Origin of the sequence: Rhizobium ecuadorense (assembly GCF_001187535.1) — a bacterium.
In the GTDB taxonomy this organism is placed as follows: Bacteria; Pseudomonadota; Alphaproteobacteria; order Rhizobiales; family Rhizobiaceae; genus Rhizobium; species Rhizobium ecuadorense.
On the sequence record NZ_LFIO01001304.1, the window covers coordinates 28,654 to 44,245 of the forward strand.

14 protein-coding genes and 1 other RNA gene are annotated in these 15,592 nt (G+C 62.0%); 7 read left to right on the forward strand and 8 right to left on the reverse strand.

From position 1 onward, the window contains the following. Nucleotides 1-33: 33 nt before the first annotated feature. The gene (locus AF337_RS27480; RefSeq protein ID WP_049734620.1) at nt 34-597 is read left to right on the forward strand and encodes a DinB family protein; all 564 of its coding nucleotides are present in this window, start codon (nt 34-36) and stop codon (nt 595-597) included. Here the strand turns inward: AF337_RS27480 and AF337_RS27485 are convergent. The 5 genes from AF337_RS27485 to AF337_RS27505 all read right to left on the reverse strand — a co-directional run bounded on the left by AF337_RS27485 (nt 594) and on the right by AF337_RS27505 (nt 8,741). Beyond that, nucleotides 594-1,976, reverse strand: coding sequence for a virulence factor family protein (locus tag AF337_RS27485; protein WP_049734621.1), 1,383 nt, complete (start codon nt 1,974-1,976; stop codon nt 594-596). The two genes, AF337_RS27480 and AF337_RS27485, sit on opposite strands and share 4 nt — an antisense overlap. Then, the gene (gene mprF, locus AF337_RS27490; RefSeq protein WP_049734622.1) at nt 1,973-4,576 is read right to left on the reverse strand and encodes a bifunctional lysylphosphatidylglycerol flippase/synthetase MprF; all 2,604 of its coding nucleotides are present in this window, start codon (nt 4,574-4,576) and stop codon (nt 1,973-1,975) included. The genes AF337_RS27485 and mprF overlap by 4 nt, the downstream gene beginning before the upstream one ends. 230 nt (nt 4,577-4,806) lie before the next feature. Then, entirely contained in the window at nt 4,807-6,921 is a 2,115-nt protein-coding gene (locus tag AF337_RS27495; protein ID WP_049734623.1) for a mechanosensitive ion channel family protein, read from the reverse strand. A 169-nt stretch (nt 6,922-7,090) separates the two neighbouring features. Then, complete coding sequence (gnd, locus tag AF337_RS27500; RefSeq protein WP_049734624.1) at nt 7,091-8,122, reverse strand: phosphogluconate dehydrogenase (NAD(+)-dependent, decarboxylating); 1,032 nt, start codon at nt 8,120-8,122, stop codon at nt 7,091-7,093. Between the two features lie 136 nt (nt 8,123-8,258). Beyond that, nucleotides 8,259-8,741 (reverse strand): SRPBCC domain-containing protein, encoded by a 483-nt coding sequence (locus AF337_RS27505; protein ID WP_049734625.1) that lies wholly within the window; start codon nt 8,739-8,741, stop codon nt 8,259-8,261. A gap of 70 nt (nt 8,742-8,811) precedes the next feature. On the opposite strand from AF337_RS27505, the gene AF337_RS27510 reads away from it, so the two are divergent. Together AF337_RS27510 and AF337_RS27515 are read left to right on the forward strand one after the other, a co-directional pair. Further along, nucleotides 8,812-9,144, forward strand: a complete 333-nt coding sequence (locus AF337_RS27510) for an ArsR/SmtB family transcription factor (protein WP_049734626.1) — start codon at nt 8,812-8,814, stop codon at nt 9,142-9,144. A gap of 101 nt (nt 9,145-9,245) precedes the next feature. Further along, nucleotides 9,246-10,229 carry an NAD-dependent epimerase/dehydratase family protein gene (locus AF337_RS27515; RefSeq protein ID WP_049734627.1) on the forward strand — a complete coding sequence of 328 codons (984 nt, stop codon included), beginning with the start codon at nt 9,246-9,248 and terminating at the stop codon, nt 10,227-10,229. 53 nt (nt 10,230-10,282) lie between these two features. Here AF337_RS27515 and ssrS read toward each other — a convergent pair. The 3 genes from ssrS to AF337_RS27525 all read right to left on the reverse strand — a co-directional run bounded on the left by ssrS (nt 10,283) and on the right by AF337_RS27525 (nt 11,291). After that, nucleotides 10,283-10,441: non-coding RNA, 6S RNA (gene ssrS, locus AF337_RS39315), on the reverse strand. Between the two features lie 70 nt (nt 10,442-10,511). Next, nucleotides 10,512-10,889 carry a cell division protein ZapA gene (locus tag AF337_RS27520; protein ID WP_049734628.1) on the reverse strand — a complete coding sequence of 126 codons (378 nt, stop codon included), beginning with the start codon at nt 10,887-10,889 and terminating at the stop codon, nt 10,512-10,514. A gap of 126 nt (nt 10,890-11,015) precedes the next feature. After that, nucleotides 11,016-11,291 (reverse strand): DUF4164 domain-containing protein, encoded by a 276-nt coding sequence (locus tag AF337_RS27525; protein ID WP_049734629.1) that lies wholly within the window; start codon nt 11,289-11,291, stop codon nt 11,016-11,018. Between the two features lie 334 nt (nt 11,292-11,625). Between AF337_RS27525 and tkt the strand changes: the two genes are divergently transcribed. The 4 genes from tkt to AF337_RS27545 all read left to right on the forward strand — a co-directional run bounded on the left by tkt (nt 11,626) and on the right by AF337_RS27545 (nt 15,489). Continuing rightward, nucleotides 11,626-13,599, forward strand: coding sequence for a transketolase (gene tkt / locus AF337_RS27530; protein ID WP_049734630.1), 1,974 nt, complete (start codon nt 11,626-11,628; stop codon nt 13,597-13,599). An 81-nt stretch (nt 13,600-13,680) separates the two neighbouring features. Continuing rightward, a complete protein-coding gene (gap, locus tag AF337_RS27535) occupies nt 13,681-14,691 on the forward strand; it encodes a type I glyceraldehyde-3-phosphate dehydrogenase (RefSeq protein WP_049734847.1) in 1,011 nt (336 codons plus the stop codon). A gap of 140 nt (nt 14,692-14,831) precedes the next feature. Beyond that, on the forward strand, nt 14,832-15,146 hold the full coding sequence (locus tag AF337_RS27540) for a hypothetical protein (protein WP_049734631.1): 315 nt from the start codon (nt 14,832-14,834) through the stop codon (nt 15,144-15,146). Between the two features lie 163 nt (nt 15,147-15,309). Then, nucleotides 15,310-15,489 carry a hypothetical protein gene (locus AF337_RS27545; RefSeq protein WP_049734632.1) on the forward strand — a complete coding sequence of 60 codons (180 nt, stop codon included), beginning with the start codon at nt 15,310-15,312 and terminating at the stop codon, nt 15,487-15,489. Nucleotides 15,490-15,592 lie beyond the last annotated feature (103 nt).

Below are 15,592 nucleotides of genomic sequence, written 5' to 3' on the forward strand. Positions count from 1 at the left end.
CATTCCAGCAGTGTGTGAACAGGAGATGCGCCGATGCCGACCTTCGATCCCACCCGATCATTCCGCAAGCTCGCCTATAACAACGCTCTCGCGAACCACCGCCTGCTTCAGGCCTGCGCAGCATTGAAGCCCGGCGAATTCGAAGCGCGGCGCACGAGCTTTTTCCCCTCGATCAAGGAAACCTTGAACCACATCATCACGGTCGACTGGTTCTATGTCGACGGACTGGAAGGCGGCACGCTCGGCTACCAGGCCTTCGAGATCGACGAACCCTTCGACGACATTGCATCGCTGGCGCAAGCGCAGGCGAAGGTGGATCAGCGCCTGGTCGCGCTTTGCGAGGCCCTGACGCCGGAAAGGCTGGTATCGGCGGTGCGCCTCCATCGCGGAGACCGCATCCAGGAGGAGCGGATGGACGACGTGCTCGCCCACCTCTTCCAGCACCAGACCCATCATCGCGGCCAGGCGCATGCGATGCTCTCCGGCACCAGCGTCGCTCCGCCGCAGCTCGACGAATTCATCGTCGCCGACGACGCGCGGTTTCGCGGACGCGAACTCGCCGGGCTTGATTGGAGCGAAGAAAGCCTGATGCGTTAATTTTGCAGCCGTTTTTTCAGCCCGTCGATGATCGTCTTGGTGAGAAGATCGTAATTCTCGTCGAAGTGATGGTCGCCGGGCAGCTCGATGACCTCAGCGCCGCTATCCTTCACCGCCGGACAGGCGACATCATCATCGTCGTCCTTGCCGTAGATGCATTGCACGAGCTTCGGATCGATATCCTTCAGATCTGCGACGGGATCGCCTCCAGCCCCCTCCGTCTTCTGGCCGAGCCAGCCGAGAACGGAGATGACGTAATCGACCTGGTGCGAGAGCGACAGCAGCGATAATTGCGCCACCGCCGACTTTTCGGCCGGTTTGAGGAGCTGGTAGGTGGCGGGCACGACGTCGGCGCCGAAGGAATAACCGACGAGCAGCACGTGTTTCACCTTCCACTGCTTGCGGTAGAAATCGATGATCTTCGAAAGATCGGCGGCGGTCTCCTCCGGCTTGCGCTCCGACCAGAAATAATGAAGTGAATCGACGCCGACGACCGGAATGCCTTCCTTCTGCAGCGTGCCGCCGACCTCCTTGTCGATGTCGCGCCAGCCGCCGTCGCCGGAATAGATCACCGCCATCGTATCGAGGGCGGGCGTCGCCTCGAGGATCGCCAGCGGCAGGCCGAGCGGATTGCCGAAGGCGCCGGAGGCGGTGACGAGATCGTCGAGCGTATCGGCAAACACCGTCTGCGCATCGTCGGTGGAATCGCGGATTTCGATCGTGGTATGTTTCTTCTGCAGCGCTTCGGCATGCGCCCTGCCATCTTTGTCGGCATTGGGCGTGAAGACGGTGACGATCGGATCCGGCAGGACGCCGTCGCTGAGGCCGTAGATAGTGCGTTGGCCGACCACCTGCTTGGAAGCCGGCGTGCAAAGTTCCTTGGTCAGCGGAATGCCGGCCTTCGGATCGACGGCAAGGGTCTGGCCGATCGTCGCATCCGGCGTTTGCGCCGCAATCGCCAGTGCCAGGGCCCCGCCCTCGCCGATGCCGGCGACGATCGGCAGGTGATAGGCGTTGTTGCCGGTCGCGCGCTGCACCTGCTGGCTCAGCGATTCGATATCCGAAACCATGTAGACGCAGCCGTCGTTGAGGCTGACGTCGTATCGGCTGAGGGCCTGGATATAGGAGGGAAAGTCGACGCCGATGACAACGGCGCCTTCAGCGACCAGCCTGTCGGCCTCCCCCTTCTCATAGTCACCCCAGCCGGCGGCATCCGAGATCAGCATCACCGTGCCCTTCACCTCTCCTTCCGGCAGGAAGATGTGCGGCGATGGGATAAGGCCGGTTTCGAAGCTCTGCGTGGTCTCCTCGGCGGCATGAGCCGGTGCGGCCGCGAGCATGCAGGCGCATGCCGTGGCAAGAAGGATTGTCCTGATCATTTTCTCACTACCCCTTTCAATCCGCCCCCGATCAGAAATGTCGCGTCCATCAACGCGATCATCGGATTGCCCCCTCCGGAGACCGCAAGATAGCGCGGTTGCCAGTGCGGATGAAACTTTGATTTGAATGCCCGAAGGCCTTTGAAGTTGTAGAAGCGCTCGCCATGTTCGAAGACGGTGCTGCCGATACGGTCCCAGACGGGCGCCGCCTCGCGTTTCGACATGCCGGAGAGAGGCGCCATGCCGAGATTGAAGTGGGTGAAACCCTGGCCGCGCAGATATTCCATGATCTGCACGAAGAGAAAATCCATCGAGCCCTTCGGCGCATCCGGCGAGAAGCGCATGAGATCGATCGTACCTTCCTGCCGGGATTCGGTGACGAGAATATTGGCGAAAGCGACGATCCTGCCGTCCTTTTTCAAGATGCCGACGGGCTGGGAGGAGACGTAGCCGGGATCGAAGGCGCCGAGCGAAAAACCCTTTTCCTTGGCGTTGTGATGCTCGAGCCAGGCCGTGGAAACGGCAGAGAGGTCATCGATGACCGAGGGCACGGCCTCGGGTTCGACGACGGCAAATTCCAGCCCGTCGCGCTGGGCGCGGCTTGCGGTCTGGCGAAGGTTCGCCCATTTGCCGCCCTTCATCTCGAAGGTTCGAAGATCGGTCACTGCCAGTTCGCCGAGCTTGAAGGCGCGAAGGCCGGCATCGGCGCAATGGGAAAGCAGCGACGGCGAGATCTGATAGAACACGGCCCGGCAGCCGGCAGCGCGTGCCGCTTCGACGAAACGCCAGACGAGCTCCTGCACGGCGCGATGTTCGCCGACCGGGTCGAACAGCGCGATCCAGGACCGGCCCTGCCGGCCGTACATGATGAAGGCGTCACCCTTTTCCGAGAACATGATGCTCTTGTCGCCCATGCGCACCAGATTGGCGTCGGCATTGCCCTGCCTGCCAACGATCTCGACGGCCCGCACCAGCGCCTCTTCCGTCGCCGGTTCCGGCCGAAAGGCCGCCGGCCGAAGCAGGCTGAAGACGGCGATCGCAGACGAGATGATGGTGATGCCGAGCACGGCGCGTAAACCCCGCGGCGCTTCGGCAGTGAATTCGAACTGCCACCAGAGCTGGTTGCTGTATTCGACATCGCGATAGACGAAGAGCAGGATAACGACGGCACCGACGACGATGACCGCAATCGCCATCAGCCAGGACGCCGTCAGCGCCTGATTGAGCAGCGAGGCATGGCGGGTAAAGAGCCGCCGGCTGACGAAGAGCCCGAAGATGAGGAAGGCAAGAAAGGCGGCTTCGACGAGCGCGATCGCTTTCAGGAGCGACAAGGTCAGCGCGGCAAGAGCCGAGAATACCGCCACCCACCAGGCGCCGTCGAGCCGCTGGCCGAGGCCGCGCGCCGCGACGACGAGCGCGAGCCCCAATAGACTGGACAGGAAATGCGCCCCTTCCACCATCGGCAGCGGCAGATAGTTCGAGAGGAATTCGAGGTTCTGGTCCGGCGTCGGCGTGACGCTCGAAAAGATCAGCATGACGCCGAGCAGCAGCGCTAAGGCCGACAGCAACTGCGGCATCAGCCTTCCGCCGATGCGCCGGACGCTGGAGGCGGCCGGATGATCGACAAAACGACGCAGCTCCGTCGCCGAGACCGCAAGCACGGCGATCAACAGCGGCAGCACATGATAGATCAGCCGGTAGAGCACCAACGATCCGAGCACGGCATCGATATTTACCGCGCTGCCGAGCGAGGCGATGATCACGGTCTCGAACACGCCCAGCCCGGCCGGAACATGGCTGAGCACGCCAAGACCGACGGCGATCGCATAGACGGCGAGGAAGACCGGCCAGCCGATGGCCGTCTGCGGCAGCAGCACATAAAGCACGGACGCCGAGGCGGCGATATCGAAGGCGGTAACGAGGAACTGCCGCGACCAGGTGCGCGAATCCGGCAGGCGGATTGCGACCGGGCCGAGATCGAGCACGCGCCCGTCACGGCCGATGATCATCACTGCGCCCAGAAGGGCGACGATCGAACCGGCGATCAACCGCAGCAGGAAGGCGCTGACGCCGATCAGCGGGCCGATCTCATCGGCGATGATGATGAGGGCGATCGCCCCGACACCCGCCAGCCCGAGACCGAAGGAGAGCGTGACGAAGGCGATGATGCGGCCGATATCTTCAGGCGATAGCCCGAGACGCGTATAGGCGCGGTAGCGGATCGCGCCGCCCGAAAGCGCCCCGAAGCCGGCGGTATTGCCGACGGCATAGGCGCTGAACGCCGTCAGCGCCACATGCGGGAAGGGCAGCTTCTTGCCGATATAGTCGATGGCATTGAGATCGTAGAAGACCAGCGAGAGGAAACTGAGTGCGGTGAAGAACAGCGCAAGCAGGATGGCGCTCGGCCTGGTCGCCGCCAGCGCATCGACGACGTCGTCATAGCGCACCTCGTTGGTGAGCTGCATGATCGCATAGCCGACGAGGCAGAAGACCACGAGCGTCGCCGCTGCCGTCAGCGGTGTCCTGTAACGTCTGAATAAACCGCGAAAAGAAAATCCGTCCGCGTCTTCCATCTCTTTCAAATTGTCGTGACCCGACATCTCTTATCCTGCTGCAATTGCCAGCTCGGCGGGAATCATTTTTGAAAGACGTAACACGAGAGGCATATAAGCTCCATGAAGCCATGCCGCCGCTACCCAGCCCCGCCGCCTGGGCCTCCATCACCCTCAATTGGGGCGAATTTGCGCAGGCGGACATAACGCCGCATTGCATTTTCGTAAGCTTATAAAGGGACTTGTCACGTCATGGAGGGGGATTTGCTACGCGGGGTTCATGCCGCCGGCTCGCCATTCGCCCGCGCATGGGCGGCGTAGCGCGCAACGGCAGCATCCACTTCCGCGTCGCGATCACCTGCCACCTGCACCGTCGGCACGGCGAATTCGATGCCGTTTTCCTTGAAGGCATTGCGGATCATCGCCAGCGCATTGCGGCGGATGACGAATTGCTCGCCGGGCTTCGTCATCATTGAAAGTCGGATTTCGATCGCAAATTCCCCGAACTGCTCGACACCCTTCATCTTCAGCGTCTCGATGATATGAGGGCCGAATTCCGGATTTTCGAGCAGGGTCTGGCCGATCTGCTTGATCACCTTCTTTGCCTTGACGAGATCGGTGTCGTATTTGACGTTGAGGCTGATCTTGTCGATCGTCCAGTCGCGGTTGAGGTTCTTCACCGCGCCGAGTTCGCCGAACGGCACCGTCGTCAACGGCCCGCGATGATGCCTGAGCTTCACCGAGCGCAGGCTGAAAGCCTCGACCACGCCTTTGTGGCTGCCGCTTTCGATATATTCGCCGATGCGGAAGGCATCGTCCCACAAATAGAACATGCCGCTGATCACGTCCTTGACGATCGTCTGCGCACCAAAACCGACTGCCACGCCAACGACACCGGCGCCGGCGATCAGTGGCCCGATCTCGATGCCGAGGCCGGAGAGCACCATCAAAACGGCAATGACCGCGATGACGACGGCAAGGATATTGCGGAAGATCGGCAACAGCGTCTGTATCCGTGCGCGTTTGGCCTTCTCCTCATCCGTTGCCCCGCCATCCACCGATGAATCGAGCAGCTTGCCGTCGATATAGGCCTTGATGACATGCCAGAGCAGATCGGCAGCAAGCAGGATGACGATCCCGCCGATGACGCCGCGCGCGATCTTGTCGACCATGGTGTCGCCGGCCGCCATCGTATCGGCGCCGACCCCGAGCATGCGCCCGAGCCAGATGGCGGCAACGGCAATGATGAGCGCCCGCACGCCGCGGTCGAGCAGCACGGCGGCAATGCGGCGCGTGGCCAGGAAGCTCGCTTCGGTCTGCTGCAGCGATTTCACCGCAATCGTCGAGACGGCAAGCACGCGCGGCAGCAGCAGCACATAGATGCCGAGCCAGAGCAGCCAGTTGAAGCCTGCGACCCAAAGGCTCCAGAGCAACAGGAAATAAACGGTGAGCGCCCAGGAGGTCCCGTGACCGCGCCTCTCGTCCTTGTGCGGCCGCGACCAGACCGCTTCGATCGCAATCAGCAGCAGGCCGATACCCAGGATGTAGCCGACGAGGAGCCGCGCACTCGGGGAGTAGCCAAGCGGCTCCATCGACTGGATCGCCGCCCAGCCGAGCATGAAATAGATGACGAAGGTCGCACAGCGGCGGTACCAGAAGTGCGCAACGGCGCGCCCCGGCATGATGGGAGTGGTAATGCCCTGCCGTTCTTCTTGCGTCCGCGCCAGCCCGATGAGATCGACCAGCACACCGCCGAGGCAGATCGTGAAACGCTGGACAATGAGCGCGACGACGCAGACGATCGCGATGCTCTGGCTGAGCGGTGGCCAGGCGAGGCTGAGAAGCGCAAGCACCGTTGCCGCCGCGAAGATCAGCGCCGGGATGACGCGCGGCGCCAGATGCATGCCGGCCATCTCGGCCAGCCGGCGACGGCGGCGGCGGAAAGCATAACGGGCAATGCTCTCGACAATCGCGCCGAGCAGGAAGATGGCCAGGAACTGCGCCACCATGCGCGGCCAGCCGTTCGCGGCGATTTCACCGAAGAACAGCGAGGACGCGTTGCCGATCTGGAAGGGCAGCGTCATCGCCGCATCGGAGACCATCGAGACGTGCCGGCGGGCGTGCTGCAGCAGGCCCGACAGCACCGACATCTGATCCGCAGCCGCAGAAGCGCCAGCAGGTGCCGCCGCCATCTGAGCCGACATCCACTGCTTGACTTCGGGTTTCTGCATGAGCTCCATCATCTCACGCACTTCTGCCGGCGGACCTGCCGCGGCCGGCGCCTGCGCCGGCGACGTCTGGGCAAAACTCGGCGAAATTAACCCAAGAAGCACGACGAGTGTCAGTATTCCTGAAATGGCGACCTTCAAAACCCCTGCCCCGTCACGCTCCATCACTGCTCTCCAATGGAGTGTCGGCCACTTGGACGAAGCAGCCCCGACATTTCCCGTTCGGCAATGGATACTCGCGACGGCTGCCGCCAGCAAGCGGTAGGAACATCATACCGATGGCGAGGAAGGGAAGGCGCCTCCTTGTCCGGACGGCGCCGAAAGCCCCTGGCCTTCAGGATTTCGGAGCCGGCTTTTCCACGTGGCCGCCAAAACCTGCACGCATTGCCGACAGCACCTTGTTGGCGAATTCGTCGTTATCGCGCGAGGAGAAGCGGCCGTAGAGCGCCGCACTCAGCACCGGCGTCGGCACGCTTTCGTCGATTGCCGCCATGATCGTCCAGCGGCCCTCGCCGCTGTCGGAGACGCGGCCGGCATATTTCGACAGCGCCGGATCGGCATGCAGCGCATCGGCGGTGAGATCGAGCAGCCAGGAGGTGATGACGCTGCCGCGACGCCAGACCTCGGCGACGTCCTGCAGATTGAAGTCGTATTGGAAATGTTCGGGGTGGGAGAGCGGCGCGGTTTCCGCGTCGGCGTCATGCGAGGCAGCGCCGATATTGGCGTGTTTCAGGATGTTGATGCCTTCGGCATAGGCGGCCATCAGGCCGTATTCGATGCCGTTATGCACCATCTTGACGAAATGGCCGGCGCCATGCGGGCCGCAATGCAGATAGCCCTGCTCGGCGGTGCTAACCGCAGCCGCTTCGGCCGTTCGGTTCGGCGAGGCCTCCGTCGTGCCGGCGCCGGGCGCCAGTGTCGCGAAAATCGGCGAAAGATGCTGGACGATGCCCTTCTCGCCGCCGATCATCAGGCAATAACCGCGCTCCAGGCCGAACACACCGCCGCTGGTGCCGACATCGACATAATGGATGCCCTTGGTGATGAGTTCGGCGCCGCGGCGGATGTCGTCGTGGTAATAGGAGTTGCCGCCGTCGATGACGATATCGCCATTCTCAAGCAGCGGCAAAAGGCTCGCCAGCACCTTGTCGACGATCGCCGCCGGCAGCATCAGCCAGATCGCCCGCGGATGCGTGAGCTTCGAGACGAACTCTTCGAGCGAAGCACTGCCGGTCGCACCGAGGCCTGCGAGTTCGGCAACGCTTTCCGGCCTGGCGTCGTAGACGACGCATTCGTGACCGCCCCGCATCAACCGCTGGACCATGTAGTTGCCCATGCGGCCCAAACCAATCATGCCAAGCTGCATAATGAAATCTCCTGGAAATCGAGATGAAGTATCGAATCCGGAAATTAGCACCCGCAGTGTGACAGGCAAGCGAAGTCTCGGCCCCGATGGCGAATGCGACGATTACGCCGCCGCTCGCCTTAGACCGATTTACCGCTCAGGCATCCGGCGCACTGGCCGGCTCTCCTTTCATTTCGCTGAGGAACATGCCCTCGCGCAGATTGATGCCGTATTCGACGAAAGCCTTCATGCAGCAGAGCATCTGCGTCCAGCCTTCGCAGTTGAGATAGGTGCCGCGCCGGCCGGCATCGTCCTCGCGCCAGCCGCTCTCGGCGATGGTCACCAAGGTGCCGCCATCCTCCAGTGGCTTGAAGTTCATCTCGACCGACGTCTTATAGCTCGTCTTGTCGTCGCCGGTGCCGCCATCCCAGCTGAGCACGATGCGGCTTTCCGGCACGAGTTCGACCACCTCCACCTGGGCGTCCTTCCACCAGGTCACCGTCGTACCCTTGACGAGCGGCGCGCTCGCCCCGCCGATCGTGGTGAAATAGCTGCTGAGCTTCTTCGGGTTGACGACGGCGTCGAACACCTCGGCGACGGGACGGCCGATACGGCCGGAAACGCGGATTCCGAGAGACATGGTGCTTCTCCTCTTCTCCATTGTGCCTGTTTCCATTGTACTTGACGCCATTATGTTATAAAAACATAACATGTCAAGCGAATCGACCGACGACCCCGTTTTCAAGGCGCTGGCGCATCACCGCCGCCGCGAAATCCTCGACCTGCTCAAGGACGCCCCCCGCACCACGGGAACGCTTTGCGAGATGTTTCCGCAGATGGACCGCTGCACGGTGATGCAGCATCTGAAGGTGCTGGAGGACGCCGACCTGGTCATCGCCAGGAAAGAGGGCCGCGAACGCTGGAACCACCTGAACAGCCTGCCGATCAAGCACATCCACGACCGCTGGATCAGCGCCTATGCCGGGCACGCTCTATCGATTCTCGACCGGTTGAAAAGCGATCTCGAAGGCCAGCCGGAATAATGATCGGGCCTACAGTTTTCCTGCACCCCCATGCATAATTCATGCGTTGCCTGGCAATCCCGGCCCTCATAGCCTCGTCAGAAACACCCAGGAGGCGTGCGATGACGATACTGGTGACGGGAAGCGCCGGCCATCTCGGCGAGGCGCTGATGCGCAGCCTGCGAGCGCAAAGCCTGCCGGCGCGCGGCATCGATATCAAACCCTCGGCCTTCACCGACATGGCCGGCTCGATTGCCGATCGCGCTTTCCTCAGGCGGGCGATGTCGGGCATCCGGCATGTCGTGCATGCCGCCACACTGCACAAGCCGCATGTGGCAACTCACGGCAATCGCGATTTCCTCGACACCAATGCCGGCGGCACGCTGAACATGCTCGAAGAGGCGGTCGCCGCGGGCGTTGCCAGCTTCGTCTTCACCAGCACCACCAGCACCTTCGGCGCGGCATTGACGCCGGCGGCCGGCGAACCGGCGGCCTGGGTGACCGAGGATGTGCTCCCGGTCGCCAAAAACATCTACGGCGTGACGAAACTCGCCGCCGAAGGTCTGTGCGAAATCTTCGCCCGCAACTCCGGCCTGCCGGTCATCATTCTTAGGACATCGCGTTTCTTTCCCGAGAGCGACGACGATCCTGACATTCGCGGCAGCTATTCGGCGGAGAATGCACAGGCCAACGAGCTTCTTCACCGCCGCGTCGACATCGCCGATGTGGTCGGCGCCCATATGCTGGCGCTCGAGAAGGCGCCGGCAATCGGCTTCGGCCGCTATATCATCTCGGCCACGACGCCGTTTTCATTAGACGATCTTGCCGCGATCAGGCGCGACGCGTCTCAAATCGTCGAACGACTGTTCCCGGACGCGGGCGCCCTCTATGCATCACGCGGCTGGAAGATGTTTCCGACACTCGACCGCGTCTATGTCAACGACCGCGCAAGGCAGGAACTCGGCTGGCAGCCGCGATATGATTTCCGTTTCGTGCTCGATTGCCTCGGCGACAACAGGGAATGGCGCAGCCCGCTGGCGCGGGAAGTCGGTTCGAAAGGCTACCACGACAAGGTCTTTGACGAAGGCCCCTATCCGGCCGATTAGGTGGCCGCGTTCGCCCGGTCGGGCCGGCATCTTCGCTAAAGCTGGAAGGGAAGGTGCGATCCACGACCACCGATGGATGTTTACGATCCTGGGTGCCTACAAACGTAGGTGGGCGCCGTGTGCCCAGGCCCACGGGCCTGGCCAGGGACAGCTCCCTTTGGATCGAGTATGGCCCCAGGGATTGTGGTTCCTGTCGAGAGGCGCAGACCGCATCGCGATATATAAGGTCGTTTACGCTGACGCGCCAGTGGCGGCGGCAGGTCGTTCTTATTTAATTGAAGATCAATTGAGGTCGGGGGCGGGCCGGCCGTTCAGCTTGTCGGTAATGCCGCGGATGCGGCTTGAAACCTCACTGAGCGCCGCCGCGAGATTTTCCTCGGTGCGGGCGGTGGCTGCAAGCACCGTGTCGCGGTTGCCGCGCAAGGACTCGAGTTCGGATTCCAGCCCGGCGACGCGGCGCGTCAGCTCGGCGATCTCGTCCATGATCATGATCCCGGCCATAACAGTGATCCTGAGATCGCCGATTTCCCCGAACTGCCCCTTGAGATGGCCGACATAGCGGTCGAAACGCGTGGCGAGGTCGGTCAGGTGATCCTCCTGCCCTTCCTCGCAGGCCATGCGGTAGGCCTTGCCGTCGATCGTTACCGTTACCTGCGCCATGCCAAAATCTTTCTAAGAGAACATAGTGCCGAAAAGTGTGAGCGGTTTTCTCATGACATCATGCTCAACTTTCAAATTAGAACAGGATTCAGATATTGGGCCAACTTGGCCTAAAATCATCCTGTTCTAGCGGTCCAGAACCGCGCGGATCGTTTCCATGGCCGTTACCAGCCGCCGCGATACCTCGCGGTTGACTTCCTCCAGCCGGTTGGCACGGAATTCGGCCTGATCGAGCTCCTGCGCCAGCCGGGAGCGGTCGGCGTGCACACGCCGCACCTCGCCCTCGATCTCGCCCTGATCGCGCTCCCGCTCGACACGCATGTCGACGGCGTTTTCGAGGCCTGAAATCGCCTGTCTCAATTCGTTGAGCGCTGCTTCCATGGTTTTGCCTGTGGGCATCATGCCTTCCCGATTCCCGCGCAGGATCCGCGAATCGGCACGCCGCGCCGATCCTGCGATTTCAAAAGGATATGCAGCTCGCCGACGGCCCGTCAATAAATCCTGTCACTTGCCCACCGGCCTATCCTGTGGATGAGCGTTTCAGACATCCTCGCCGCACAAGATTCGTCTTTTGTACAATCGCGCGATCAAATGTCAAAAATCGCGGCGGCCTGCCCGGGATTTGGCGCCCCATTTATTGACTTGCCAGCGCCAACTGCTATGTGTCTGCCGCTTTCACTCGATGGTCTTGGAGGCTCGAGGCCATCCCCCGACACCCGGAACTTGCGGAAAAGCCATGACCTCTCCCGAACAACACGACCGGATGGCGAATGCGATCCGTTTCCTCGCCATGGACGCCGTCGAAAAGGCGAACTCCGGCCACCCGGGCATGCCGATGGGCATGGCCGATGTGGCAACGGTCCTGTTCACCAAATATCTGAAGTTCGATCCGAAGAAGCCGCATTGGCCGAACCGCGATCGCTTCGTGCTTTCAGCCGGTCACGGCTCGATGCTGCTCTATTCGCTGCTGTATCTGACCGGCTATCCCGACATGACGATCGAGGATCTGAAGCAGTTCCGCCAGCTCGGCTCGAAGACCGCCGGCCATCCGGAATATGGTCATGCCACCGGCATCGAAACGACGACCGGCCCGCTCGGCCAGGGCATTGCCAATTCAGTCGGCATGGCGATTGCCGAACGCAAGCTGCGTGAGGAGTTCGGTTCCGATCTTCAGGATCACTATACCTATGCGATCTGCGGCGACGGCTGCCTGATGGAGGGCATCAGTCACGAAGCCATCGCGCTTGCCGGCCACCTGAAGCTCAACAAGCTCGTTCTGTTCTGGGACAACAACTCGATCACCATCGACGGCGCCGTGTCTCTGTCGGATTCCACCGATCAGATCGCCCGGTTCAAGGCCGTTCACTGGAACACGATCGAGATCGACGGTCACGATCAGGCCGCGATCGCCGAAGCGATCGAAGCTGCCCACAAGTCCGACCGACCGACCTTCATCGCCTGCAAGACGATCATCGGCTTCGGCGCCCCGAACAAGCAGGGCACCCATAAGGTCCACGGCAACCCGCTCGGCGCCGAGGAAATCGCCGCCACCCGCAAGGCGCTGAACTGGGAGTCCGAAGCCTTCGTCATCCCCTCGGACGTCCTGGAGAGCTGGCGTGCAGCCGGCGCCCGCTCCGTCGATCTTGTCAACGCCTGGGAGCAGGGTGTGGCCAAGGCTCCGGCCAGGGCCGAATTCACCCGCCGTATGGCAGGCGAACTGCCGGAAGGCTTCGATGCCGCAATCAGCAGCTATAAGAAGAAGCTTGCCGAGACCAAGCCGACCGTTGCCACCCGCAAGGCTTCGGAAGACGCGCTCGAGGTCATCAACGGCTTCCTGCCGGAAACGCTCGGCGGCTCCGCCGACCTGACGCCGTCGAACAACACCAAGACCAGCCAGATGCACTCGATCACGCCGACGGATTTTGCCGGCCGGTACATGCATTGGGGCATCCGCGAGCACGGCATGGCCTCGGCCATGAACGGCATTGCGCTGCATGGCGGCCTCATTCCCTACAGCGGTGGCTTCCTGATCTTCTCGGATTACTGCCGCCCGCCGATCCGCCTCGCTGCGCTGATGGGCATCCGCGTCATTCACGTCCTGACGCATGACTCGATCGGCGTCGGCGAAGACGGCCCGACGCACCAGCCCGTCGAACAGCTCGCCGGCCTGCGCGCCATCCCGAACCTGATGGTCTTCCGTCCGGCCGACGCCACGGAAACGGCGGAATGCTGGCAGATCGCCGTCAAGACGCACAACCGTCCTTCAGGCCTTGCCCTGACGCGTCAGAACCTCAGCCCGGTCCGCACCGAATACAGCGAAAAGAATCTCTGCGAGCAGGGTGCTTATACGCTGGCCGGCAATGCCGACGCCAAGGTGACGATCTTCGCCTCCGGCTCGGAAGTCGAAATCGCCGTTGCCGCCCGCGCGGCCCTTGAAGCCAAGGGTGTCACGGTGCGCGTCGTGTCGGTTCCCTGCACGGAACTGTTCTTCGAGCAGCCGGACGCCTATCGCAAGGAAATCCTCGGCAACTCGCCGGTCAAGATCGCCGTCGAAGCCGCCGTCCGCGAAGGCTGGGATGCCTTTATCGGACCGGAAGGCACTTTCGTCGGCATGAAGGGCTTCGGCGCTTCCGGCCCGGTGAAGGACGTTTACAAGCATTTCGGCATCACCGCCGACGCCGTCGTTGCGGCCGCGGAAGCAAAGCTTTAATGAGGGCGCCTTGAGGCGCTCTCCATCTCCTCAATTCCAGGCCCCATCTTTCGGGCCCTACTCTATCGGGAGTGAATGAACATGACAGTCAAGGTTGCCATTAACGGTTTCGGCCGCATCGGCCGCAACGTCCTGCGCGCCATCGTCGAATCCGGCCGCACCGACATCGAAGTCGTCGCCATCAACGACCTCGGCCCCGTCGAAACCAACGCCCACCTGCTGCGCTACGACTCGATCCATGGCCGATTCCCGGCAACGGTGAAGGTCGAGGGTGACACGATCATCGTCGGCAACGGCAAGCCGATCAAGGTTACAGCGATCAAGGATCCGGCAACGCTGCCGCACCGGGAACTCGGCGTCGACATCGCGATGGAATGCACCGGTATCTTCACCGCCCGCGACAAGGCCGCCGCTCACCTGACGGCCGGCGCCAAGCGCGTCATCGTTTCGGCGCCTGCGGATGGCGCCGACCTGACCGTCGTCTTCGGCGTCAACCATGACCAGCTCACCAAGGAGCACTTGGTCATCTCCAACGCCTCCTGCACCACCAACTGCCTGGTGCCGGTCGTGAAGGTGCTCGACGACGCCGTCGGCATCGACCACGGCTTCATGACGACCATCCACTCCTACACCGGCGACCAGCCGACGCTCGACACGATGCACAAGGACCTGTATCGCGCCCGCGCCGCCGCCCTTTCGATGATCCCAACATCGACGGGCGCTGCCAAGGCCGTCGGCCTCGTTCTGCCGCATCTGAAGGGCAAGCTCGACGGCACCTCGATCCGCGTTCCGACCCCGAACGTGTCCGTCGTCGACTTCAAATTCGTCGCCAAGAAGGCGACCAGCGTCGGCGAAATCAACGAAGCCATCCAGGCTGCCGCAAACGGCAAGCTGAAGGGCATCCTCGGCTACACCGACGAGCCGTTGGTCTCGCGTGACTTCAACCACGACAGCCACTCCTCGATCTTCGCAACCGATCAGACCAAGGTCATGGAAGGCAACTTCGTGCGCGTCCTGTCCTGGTACGACAACGAATGGGGCTTCTCCAGCCGCATGTCCGACACGGCAGTCGCTTTCGCCAAGCTCATCTGAGAGCCTGACGATTGAATATTCGCAAGCGGCCCGGGAAACCGGGCCGTTTTGTTATAGTCACTGCGCCGGATCGATTGTAAAATCTGGTGGCGCACCAAGCCCTGAACGGCATCGCCGGCCGGGGAGATAGAGAGAGATCGATGGATTACTTTACCGTTGAGATCGCCGGCCGCGCCATTGCCAGCTTTCGCTCGAAAAACCACGAGGAAGCGACGCATTTCTTCGAGGCGGAAGATTTTCGCGATGACCTGACGATCCTGGAGTCCGAGGGCAAGCCGCTGTGGGACCGCAAGGCCGCGCTCAGCCTGCGCAAGGCGACCGCAGAGGAAGCCAGCGAAGTCGAGCACGCCTATGAATTCGACGATGATCCGCAACGAACCATCGACGACGAGTTCGTCGTTTTCCTGGTTCCGGTCGAGGATCTGACCGACGAGAGCGAAGACACCGAAGACTGACAGTCGATCAGCATCGTTTCCGGCTTTGAAAGCCGTTTCGAAGCGACGGGGCGGTGTGACCGCAAGGATAGAATCACGGTTGGCAATCCGCTGGCCAAACGTGATAGATTGAGAGATGCATAGCGCTGCACAATGGCTGAAATGATCCAAGCGGAGGCGATAAATGGCAGGGGCGCAGAAACGCTTGTCCCACACCACCCTCAAGCGGCGGCAGCGGTTTCATCCCAAGCGGGACGTCCGACCTGCCGTTCTGGCAAAGGCTAATCGTCTGGTTATCTGGGTTGCCGCGTTCATCGGCCTTGCATTTCTCGCCATCATCATAGTTCAGGCAGTGTTGGGATAGCAGAGCGGCGGCGGACCGGCAGGAAAAATCTGTGCGCGTCTCTTTTGCCCTGCTCTCGCCTGATTTTCCTATACATTCTTTATAGAGATTTTCTCCCGTAGCA